This is a genomic window from Mycobacterium sp. (genome assembly GCF_035314905.1).
Classification (GTDB): Bacteria; Actinomycetota; Actinomycetes; order Mycobacteriales; family Mycobacteriaceae; genus Mycobacterium.
This window is the reverse complement of record NZ_DATFYW010000162.1, coordinates 1-8684: the sequence shown is the minus strand read 5'-3', so window position 1 is coordinate 8684 and position 8684 is coordinate 1. Positions and strand designations below refer to the sequence as shown.

5 protein-coding genes and 1 pseudogene are annotated in these 8684 nt (G+C 68.3%); 4 read left to right on the top strand and 2 right to left on the bottom strand.

Annotation, left to right across the window (positions count from 1 at the left end; translation table 11 throughout):
- On the top strand, window positions 1–341 hold a 341-nt coding region (locus VKG81_RS14090; RefSeq protein WP_324396895.1), incomplete at its 5' end, for an amidohydrolase family protein.
- A 235-nt stretch (window positions 342–576) separates the two neighbouring features.
- Here VKG81_RS14090 and VKG81_RS14085 read toward each other — a convergent pair.
- Complete coding sequence (locus tag VKG81_RS14085) at window positions 577–2094, bottom strand: FAD-dependent oxidoreductase (RefSeq protein ID WP_324396893.1); 1518 nt, start codon at window positions 2092–2094, stop codon at window positions 577–579.
- Between the two features lie 158 nt (window positions 2095–2252).
- Between VKG81_RS14085 and VKG81_RS14080 the strand changes: the two are divergent.
- Window positions 2253–3755 (top strand): annotated as a pseudogene (locus VKG81_RS14080) (LuxR C-terminal-related transcriptional regulator); the annotation flags it as partial.
- 376 nt (window positions 3756–4131) lie between these two features.
- Here the strand turns inward: VKG81_RS14080 and VKG81_RS14075 are convergent.
- Entirely contained in the window at window positions 4132–7368 is a 3237-nt protein-coding gene (locus VKG81_RS14075; RefSeq protein WP_324396891.1) for an adenylate/guanylate cyclase domain-containing protein, read from the bottom strand.
- Between the two features lie 387 nt (window positions 7369–7755).
- On the opposite strand from VKG81_RS14075, the gene VKG81_RS14070 reads away from it, so the two are divergent.
- Together VKG81_RS14070 and VKG81_RS14065 are read left to right on the top strand one after the other, a co-directional pair.
- On the top strand, window positions 7756–8301 hold the full coding sequence (locus VKG81_RS14070; protein WP_324396889.1) for a hypothetical protein: 546 nt from the start codon (window positions 7756–7758) through the stop codon (window positions 8299–8301).
- 260 nt (window positions 8302–8561) lie between these two features.
- Window positions 8562–8684: pentapeptide repeat-containing protein (locus VKG81_RS14065; protein ID WP_414685276.1), on the top strand; the 123-nt coding region annotated here is incomplete at its 3' end.

Genomic DNA, 8684 nt, shown 5'->3' with positions numbered 1-8684 from the left:
AGTTCCCTGAGCTGGTCGTGGTGGGCGGGCATGTGGGCTATCCATGGATCGACGAAGTGATCTCGCTGGCCACCAAATACCCCAACTTCTACATCGATACCTCCGCCTACGCCGTGCATCGCCTGCCCGCCGCGCTGGTCGACTACATGCGCGGCCGCGGACGCACCCGGGTGCTATTCGGCACCAACTACCCCATGCTCACCCCGGCCCGCGCCCTGCACCACCTCGACGACCTCGACCTCGACGAGCAGGCACGGGAGCTGTTCCTGGGCGGCAATGCCGCCCGGGTCTTTCGGCTCGAAACCGACAGTGGGGACCCGGGCTCGGGGCGCTCACCGTGATCGCAGGCCATCTCCTCAGAGCCCTGCTGAAATTCCTCGACACCATCGGCTGCGACTACCGCGTCACCCAGGCCACCTGGGAACACAACAAGCGGAATTGCCTGCGCGTGAACGTTTCCCGATCGTTGCAAGCTGCGGAGCCTCGACGAAACGTGGGTGCTGTCCGGTTATTGGGCGAAGCAGCATGGTGGTGCACGCCATAGCGGCAAGCGCCTGGTTGTAATCCGCGCCGGTCTCATCGCGATGACATCTGCCCGCTACCGACACTCGGCGAATCGGCCGGTTCGTCAGAACGGTGCGCCCCACTGTGCCGGCGGCGGCTGGTCCTCGCGAGGCGCAGCATGATGGAGGGCCGCAACAGGCGAGCCGGCGAGTCGATCATGCCGATGACCTGGATGAATTGCTGCGCCACGACAGTGTCTGTTTCGGCGGCGGTCATCACCCGGTCCAGGTATGTATTGCTGATTCGCATCGACAGCGGGCGCGGTCCATCCACTTCCGGCAGAGCCAGATCGGAGCCGACGGCGGTCTGCCACGCCACCCGGACTTTCTTTGCGCTGGCACGGAAGAAGCGTGGCGGCAGGTTTCGCTCGCCGCGACGTAGACAATCGCGCAGAACCATCGCTTCGACCGCGGCGGTGGTCATGCCTTGCCCGTAGATCGGGTTGAAGCTGCAGATCGCGTCGCCGAAGACGAGCAGACCCTCGGGTGTTCGGCGCATCTTGTCGTAGCGTCGCCAGCGGTTGGACGGAACGCGGTAATGACGGACGTCCCCGAGCGGTTCTGCCGTGGAAACGGCGGCTAACACATGGGCGGGAGCGAAATCCGCGGCGAAGGCGAGCATGTCGGCACGCTGGCTCGGTGGCTCATGTCCCGCCATCACACCAACGGCGAACATCCAGGTGTCGTTCTCATATCGGATCAGGCCGAACATTTTCGGCCGGCCCGGCTCGGGAAAGACAGCGATGAAGTCTTCCCGAACGGCGCCGCGCGGGATGCGCAGCGGTTGACTGGCGTAGGCGAGGTGCACCAACAACTCGTCCTCGGGGGGACGGCCGTAGCCAAGTGCCCCCAGAAAGATCGGCGTCCGGGAACCTCGGCCGGTCGCATCGACGACCAGGTCGGCCGTCAGCGTCGTCTCGCGGCCGCTGGCGCGGTCGACGATCCGCGCCCCGGTGACACGGTCGCGATCCCGGGTCGACATCAGGCTTACCACGTCATGGCCATCGAGGATCGTCACGTTCGGGATGGCCCGCACCCGCTGCCGCACATTCCACTCGAGGAACGGCCGGCTCGGAAAACAGATTGACATCGCCTGTGGTTTCGGCGACCTGCCCGACCTCACGAGTTGATGGCCGCCAACCGAAATGCACAACTTCGAATAGTCCCCGTCATTCCAGATGGGTGCGCCGCCGGCCACCAGCCCGTCCAGAAAGCCGGGGAACAGCTCGTCCAAAATCTGCGCGCCGCGCGCCGCGAGCGCGTGGATCTGACTGCCCTGCGGGACGCCTCGCCGGTTCACCGGACCGGCGGGCAGCACATCGCGTTCGACCACGGTGACAGTTCGGTAGAAGTCGGCGAGCACCCTGGCGGCAAGCAGTCCGCCGATGCTGGCGCCGAGAACAATGGCACGTTGGCGTGTGTGCCGGGTCTGGTGTGCGTCGTCGGGGTGTTTGTCGTGCTCACAGACGATGGCCGGCGGCCGAGCATCGAGAACGCTGGGGCTGCCGGTGGGGAGGTTGCTGTCGGACATGGTGGTCTCCTCGGGTCGGAATGAGTCGACTCTGCGTTGTTGTGGGCGCAGGACCATCGGCCAGAACGCGGAGATAAAACCGGCGTGGGGTCGTAGTTGCGCGCGGCAGCTGCGGCAATCTACGCGTATGCGCTGATGTTTTGCCGCATCTGCAGCCGCTGTGGCACACCCGGGGCCGACACGCTGAAGGACTAGCCTGGTTCAACGCCGTCCTCGCCGACGAGAACACGAACCACTCCGAGGTCGCGCCCGCGGTGCGCGCACGGGCACTGGCCGATGCGGCCGTTCTCGACGCCCTGCTCGCCCACCCCGCCAGCATGGATCAAGCCCAACAAGCCCTGGCTATCGCGCGCGAACTCGACGACCCAGCCTTGGTGGCCCGGGCGCTCACCGCGTGCGGCAGCATCGCCTCCTACGGCGCCGCAGTGGCCGGGCCGTACCTCGCCGAGGCGATCGGCCTGGCCCGGGAGCTGGGCGACGGCTGGAGGTTGAGCCAAATCCTGTTTTGGCAGGCGTTCGCGGCGATCACCGCGGGTGAGCCGATCCCGGCGCTTGCCGCCGCCGAGGAAGGACGCGACCTCGCCGACGCCATCGGTGACCGGTTGGACTCGCGTCGGTGTCGCTGGTGCCTGGGTTTGGCGCAGTGGATGCAGGGCGATCTGGTCGGAGCCGCCGCCCAGCTCCGCGAGCTACTGGCCGAGGCCGATGCAGCTCACGACGCGCTCGTGAGGAGACGCTGCCTGCCCATTCAGGCCCATGTGTTGGCCTACCACGGTGATACGAGAGCGGCCTGGGCCGCGGCCAACGCAGCCATCGAAGACGCTGCCGAGCTCGGCGAGTACTGGGAGGGCAGGGCCTATGCCGCGTTAGCCGTCGCGATGCTGGCTGCCGGGGACGTTGAAGCCGCAGCGGACGCCGGCGAGGCGGCCTGGCAGCGGATCCGTGTCCGGCCCGACATGGCAGAAGTGATTCGCCACCCCATGGCTGAAGTTGCACTGGCGCGCGGTGATCTTGCCGCGGCCCGACGCTGGGCCGACGACGTCGTCTCGACGGCGGCGGGCTGGCACTTGGCATCGGCACTGACGACGCGTGCGCGCGTCGCGATTGTCCAGGGCGAACCGGAGCAAGCCGAACGAGACGCCTACGACGCGCTCGCCGGCGCGGCCGCCACCGCCGCATACCAAGGCGTCCCCGACATCCTGGAGTGCGTGGCCGGCCTGGCAGCCGATACCGGCGGTCAGCGCGAAGCAGCTCGGCTCTTCGGCGCCGCGGAGGCCATCCGGCAACGCAGCGGCGCGGTCCGCTTCAAAATCTACAACGCCGCCTACAACGCCTCGGTCGCCGCAGTTCGTGACGCGACGGGGCCCCAGGACTTCGACGGCGCGTGGTCCGAGGGCGAGGCCCTGTCGGTTGATGAAGCCATCGCCTACGCCCAGCGTGGTCGCGGTGAACGCAAACGGCCCACCAGCGGCTGGGCATCGCTCACCCCGACCGAGCGCGACGTCGTACGACTCCTCAGCGAAGGACTCGCCAACAAAGACATCGCCACAAGGCTTTTCGTCTCACCACGAACCGTGCAGTCCCACCTCACCCACGTTTACACCAAACTCGGACTGACCTCCCGTGTCCAGCTCGCCCAAGAAGCAGCGCGCCACGCCTGACCGAATTACGGTCGTGCTGCACCGGGGCGTACATCCGCGAGGGGAGAGCGGCGGCATGTACATGTATACGCGTTCCGATGCTGCTTCGTGGCTCGGAGCGGCGCGACCGCATCGTGAGGAATAGCGCACGTTTGGAATACGCCCACTCCACCAGCAAGCTAGCCGTCAGCGCCCCAGCGTGACCGCCCGGAACCCGTCGGCGTCAACCCTTATCTATGGATGGCCCCACGATCCCGATCAACGTTCCAGCGCCTCACCAGTGTCGTCGCCTTTCGCTGCCCGCTCTGGGGCGTGGTAGCCACATTCGGCACGTTGGCCGCCATCGTCGCCGCATCCGGCGGGACTGGCACCGGACGCCCAGTTGATGCGAAAGTCGCTACTCGCCCAGCATTTCCCGCGCCCGCGCCAGTTCCGGCAGCCCGCCATCACTCACCAGCCGGCCCGCGGCGCCACTGAGCGCCTCCCGTGCGGGTTGGCCGCGGAGCTCGAAATCATCGAGGGCGGCGCGTAGTTCGAACAACGGCGCGCCCTGGCGGCGGGCAAGGTCGAGAGCGGCGCCAAACCCGGTTGCGCGCGCGTCGGGCTCGTTGAGGGTGTGGGCACGCAGCCGCAACAGTTCGGCGTCGTAGAACTGCTGGCCATTGGCGGCTGTGATGTCCAGTGCGGCGTCGAGCCGGTCCCGGGCTTGGTTGTGCCGGCCGGCGGCGATGAGCAGCTGCCCAATAAGGGCATCGTTGATCGGTCGGTAAGCTTCGACGCCGATGCGACGCAACGTGTCTTGGATCGCGGTCATGGTCGTGATGTGAGCAGACACAGCGGCCGGGTGGCGATCCGTGGAAGCCAGCAGGACGCGGGCGTCGATGGCGCACTGCTCGAGCGCGCCGAAGCGTTGCCAATAGTCGAACCCGTGCCGCTCAGACTGCTCGATCATCTGGTCCGCGACTGTCCGCGCGCGGTCGAGCTGGCCGGCTTCGCAGCGGATCCAGATCTCGTTTCTGAGTGCCCAAACGTGGTTGTAGGTGTCTAGGGGAAACCCGAGCTGCTCGGCCCTCCCCACCGCCTGGGTCAGCCGCGCCTTGGCACCTGGGAGGTCGCCCTGCAGCACACCGTCGACGGCCAGGTAGATATACGACCACGCCACCGGGTCCGTGGGGACGGTCCACAACGCATCTATGTGGTCCTGCGGGGCGACATCGGTCGTCGCCTGCTCGAAATAGCCGCGAGCGATCGTGAATTCCCCGCGTAGAAACGCCACCACCCCCAACCCGGCGTGTATCGCGCAGCCTAGCCATGGCCGTTCCGGGTCCGCGCCGCGCCGCAGCACGTCCACCAGCTGCGCCGCCCGGCGAAGGTCGGCAGCCCACACACAGCGGGCCACCGCAGCGATGAAGGTGGCCACTACTTGGTTGTCACGCAGGTCGGTGCCGACCAGTTGCAGGCAGCGCTCGAAATCGGCGACGGAGACAGGGCTGAGGTTGCCCTCCGGCTCCGCGGCGGCCGCGAGGTAGCCGCGCTGCAGCCGCGCATCGATCTCGCGCCGGTCACGCTCCGGGCCGGGTGGGTAGCGCTCGAGCTGGGTGACGGCGCGGTCGAGGTAGGCGCGGGCTTCCGCGAGCGCGCCGCGGCGGCGGGCGGCAGCACAGGCGCGCTGATATGCCGATGCGGCGTCGCCGTGGCGTGCGGCCTGTTCGTAGTGGGCGGCCACCAACCGCCAGTCCGGCTCGCCGCCCGCACCACCGCTCAGGGCATCGGCCACCTTCGCGTGCAACGCTCGGGCCACGCTCGGGGGCGCCAACTCGGCGGCCACCTCGCGCAGCAACTCGTGGCGAAACCGCCAGCCGTCGGTTCCCCACGGCTCCAGCACCAGCGCGTCTTCGAGTTCATCGATGACGTCGTCGACCTCGTCGTCGCTCATCTCGATCACCGAACACAGCAGGTCTCTATCGATCTGGCGGCCGATGACGGCGGCCGCCTCGACCACCGGCACCACGTTGGCGCCGGCGCGCAGCCGGGCGAACAACGGCTCATACAGCCCCTCGGGCACCCCCGCGGCGTCGGTCGGCTGCTCGCCGAGCCCAGCCACCACCTGCTCAATGTAGAACGGCACACCATCGCAGCGGTCTCGTACCGCCGCCCGCTCATCCACCGTCGCCCTCGGATTCAGCGCCATGACCAGCGCGTCGGTCTGCTCGTCGGTCAACGGTTTCAGGTCGACCACCTTGACCGGCCAGGCGTCCGGCAGCCAACCGCCGGGGCGCCCGGTTACCACGACCAGCAGCCGACCCCTGGCCGCGTCCAGCAGCGCGCCGAGCACCTCGATGGTGGACGGATCGAACCAGTGCACATCCTCGGTCACCACCAACCCGGGAGCACCGGCGAAGCAAGCCAACAAATAGGTCTGCACCGCCCCAGCGATCAGCTCGTACAGCTTGCGGCCCTCGGCCGCTACGGGCTCATAGCCAGCCTCGGCGGCAATCCCCAGCACCGGCGCCAACAACGGGACCACGGCCCCCGGATCGAGCGACCGGGCTTGCACCTCTGCGTCGAGGAGTCGCAGCCGCTCACCCTGCTCGGTACCGCGGCCGATGCCGCAGCGGCGTTCCAGCAGGGTGCGCACCGGGTGTAGGCCGACGTCGGTGTGAAACGGTGAACCCACCAACTCCAGCACCACCGCGCCCGAGTGTTCGACCAGCTCGGCGGCCGCCGCCGCCAGCCGGGACTTCCCGATCCCCGGCTCCCCGCGAAACACCACCCCCGGCGTGGTCAACGTGCCGGCTTGCGCGCGCGCCCAACTCTTCGCCAGCCGCCTCACCTCACGGTCGCGCCCCACCAGCGGACCCCGCCCTACCCGGGCCGCCTCGACGCGCTCACCGACCACGAGGTGATGGGCGATCAACCCGTCCACACCCTTCACCGCAGCAGCCGGGCGCGCCTCCAACTCGAACGCGTTGCGCACCAGTGGCTCGACGGCATCCGAAACCACCACCGAACCCGGCGCCGCCAAACCCGACACGCGGGCGGCCAGGTTGGACGCCAACCCGTACACGTCGTCCTGGGCGACGTCCAGGTACACCAGTCCGCGATGCACCCCCACCCGCACATCGATGCGCACCCCGAAACGGCGCGCAGCCAGCTCGCTCAGCGACCGCACGTCGCGGGTGATTTCCAAACCCGCCTGCACCGCGCGGCGCACGTCGTCCTCATGGGCAACGGGATGGCCAAACACCGCCAGCAGCCCATCACCCTTCGTCGAGGCGATGTGGCCCCCATAATGATCGACCGCCTGCTGCACCTGCTCGCGGTATCGGCCCACCAACTGCCGATAGGGTTCGGGCTCGAGGCGCCTGGACAGCGCCGTGGAGTCGACAAGATCCGCGAACAGGATGGTCAGCCGCCGGATTTCACCGCCATTGCTGGGAGAGGCAGCCAGCAAGTCCTCGACCTCGGTATTCCCACGGTCGACCGCCAACACCTGCCCGGCCAGGGCGGTCGCGGCGGCCTGATCGCCACTGTTGATGGCCCGCACCGCCCGGTCAAGCAGCTCATCGATCGACGCACCGCGCTCTGCGCGGGCGGCGCCGTGTCGCTCGGAGGGCACCTGACCGTCGCTCACCTCGAATATCGTCCCATCCCGGGGCCGCCGGCGTGCTTATAACGCGCTGGCCAGACACGCCGTGCGCGGCGACCGCCTGCTGGCGACCACCCGGAGCCCCTCACCAACTAGCCGTCAGCGCCCGCCCAGTGTGACCGACCGGGACCCGTCGGCGTCAACCCACGCCGCTTCTCGCGCTCGCCCGTTCTGCGCTCCGGCTAGCTGGCGCTTACCTTCGCTGCGCCCGCGCGGCTCCGACGAATTTCGCCCGTTCGATGCTCGCTGCCGCTCGCGGCGAAATTCGCCTCCAGCGCGGCGGCTCGAGGGGTTGACTCCGCCACCCCGCCGGTCCCCCCGGGGCGCAGCCAATCGGCATTCCGCATCAACTCACTCACGAAGGTGCACACCATGTCCAAGAAGACCACCAGCCCACACCACACCGTCCCCGCAGCGCTCATCACCCACTGCACCGCGATCATCCGAGGCCGCCAGGACGCGGACATCGCGGCCTACCATGCCCGCACCACCGACGCGCGCCTGTCCATCACCTGGGGCGGTGTGCTGGTCACCATCTACAACGCCGCCGCGGCCCACGGCATCCTCGAGGGATTCCTCGCGGCACACGCCGCAGCCGCGCAGCTGCCCCGCGAAATCCCTCCTCCCGCCGCGTCATACGAGGCGCCGTTCGCCCGCCCCACCGTGGCGATGGAATGGACGAGCCGGCCCGCGTACGCCGTGGTGGCACAGTCCGGCCCGGCCAAGACCAACGATCGCGTCATCCACTGGATCGACCTGCACATGGGACCGATCACCTGGCAGATCCGCGACCTCGTCGGGCTGCGCAGCGCCACCGATCTGCTGCATCGCGCCTACATCACCGCGGTGGCGGTTTTCCTGGACGGGACCGACTACGCCGACGATCCCACCGCTGACGACCACCAGTTACCCGCTTAGCCGCCAAACCGGCCGGGCCCCATGCCGGGGTCCGGCGGCGGTTGCGGTATCCCGATCTGTTGGAGGCGCTTTCGCCCGGCCCGACGCGCACGCCCGCTCCACCGCATCGTCAGGCACGTATGCTCCAGACGTGGTCTCGACGTGTCTGTCGATGCGGCTGTCGCCGCACACCCAGTCGATGGGGCCGTGGTGATTACCCGGCCCGCGCACGACAATCTCATGGTCTCGCCTCTGTCGTGACGGATGACATCGATGGGAGGCTGTGGACTGATCGAGAATTCAATGGTCAGGACTTCCGGGATGCCGATCTTTCGCGGCTGCGCACCGAGCGCGCCGTGTTCAGCGAATGCAACTTCAGCGGGACGAACCTAGCCGAGTCCGAG